Origin of the sequence: Curtobacterium sp. MCBA15_005 (assembly GCF_001864855.1) — a bacterium.
GTDB classification, from domain to species: domain Bacteria; phylum Actinomycetota; class Actinomycetes; order Actinomycetales; family Microbacteriaceae; genus Curtobacterium; species Curtobacterium flaccumfaciens.
Genome location: NZ_MJGL01000033.1, coordinates 1761 through 3134, shown reverse-complemented (window position 1 = coordinate 3134; position 1374 = coordinate 1761). Strand labels below are relative to the sequence as shown.

Sequence of the window (1374 nt, the reverse complement as noted above, 5' to 3'; positions counted from 1 at the left end):
CCCGTTCCTCCAGGCCGGTGGACCCGACCGGACGGACCTGCTCAGCCCTTGGCGTGACCGGCCGAGCCGAGGACCTTCGCGGCCTCGACGACGCGGGCCGCCATGGCGGTCTCGGCGACCTTGCCCCAGGCGCGGGGGTCGTACTGCTTCTTGTTGCCGACCTCGCCGTCGATCTTCAGGACGCCCTCGTAGTTGCGGAACATCGAGTCCGCGATCGAGCGGGTGAACGCGTACTGCGTGTCCGTGTCGATGTTCATCTTGATGACGCCGTTGCGGACGGACTCGTGGATCTCGTCGTCGGTCGAACCGGAGCCACCGTGGAACACGAGGTCGAGGGGGTTCTCGCCCGTGCCGTGCTTCGAGGCGACCGACGCCTGGATCTCGCCGAGGAGCTCGGGGCGGAGCTTGACGTTGCCCGGCTTGTAGACGCCGTGCACGTTGCCGAAGGTGAGCGCCGCGATCCAGCGGCCCTTGTCACCCAGCCCGAGTGCGTCGACGACCTTCTCGACGTCGTTCGGGGTGGTGTAGAGCGCGTCGTTCGTGCCCTCGTGCTGGACGCCGTCCTCTTCGCCGCCGACGACGCCGATCTCGACCTCGAGGATCGCGTTGATGTTCCGCGTCTTCTCGATCATGGTCTTCGCGATCTCGATGTTCTCGTCGAGCGGCACGGCCGAACCGTCCCACATGTGCGACTGGAAGATCGGGTTGCGACCCTGCCGGACCTCTTCCTCGCTCGCCGCGATGAGCGGCAGGACGAAGCCGTCGAGGGCGTCCTTCGGGCAGTGGTCGGTGTGCAGCGCGACCGTGATGTCGTAGTTCTTGGCGACCTCGTGGGCGAACTTCGCCATCGCGAGGGCACCAGCTGCGCGGTTCTTGATGGTGTGGCCGGCGAAGTAGTCGGCACCGCCCGTCGTGACCTGGAGGATGCCGTCGGAACCGGCCTCCTGCAGGCCTTGGAGGACCGCGTTGATGGTCTGCGAGGAGGAGACGTTGACCGCGGGGTACGCGAACTTGCCCGCCTTCGCGCGTTCGATCATCTCGGCGTACTGTTCCGGCGTTGCGATGGGCACGTGGATCTCCTTCGACTTCGGTGATGTCCCCGCCGATCGTAGTCAGAAGCTCTGGAGGCGCGGTCCGGGTTACGCGGTCGGCTCACGTCCGGCGTGCACATGCGTGCACGGGCCCGGTGTCCGGACCGCGGGTCGGCCGCCGGTCGGTAGGCTCGGGTCGTGACTCCCACTACGGAAACCGGCTCCCTGTTCCTCCAGCCCGACCGCAACCTCGCGCTCGAGCTCGTGCGTGCGACGGAGGCCGCCGCGATCCGTGCGCAGCCGTGGGTCGGGCGTGGTGAGAAGAACCTCGCCGACGGCGCCG

At 67.8% G+C, this 1374-nt stretch carries 2 protein-coding genes; one reads left to right on the top strand and one right to left on the bottom strand.

Translation table 11 applies throughout. The features are described from left to right. Positions 1–41: 41 nt before the first annotated feature. Positions 42–1070: a class II fructose-bisphosphate aldolase gene (gene fbaA, locus BIU89_RS12115; RefSeq protein WP_071246843.1), complete on the bottom strand. Its 1029-nt coding sequence runs from the start codon at positions 1068–1070 to the stop codon at positions 42–44. Between the two features lie 159 nt (positions 1071–1229). Between fbaA and BIU89_RS17775 the strand changes: the two genes are divergently transcribed. After that, positions 1230–1374, top strand: a 145-nt coding sequence (locus BIU89_RS17775) for a fructose-bisphosphatase class II (RefSeq protein ID WP_139179078.1), incomplete at its 3' end; no start/stop codon positions are given.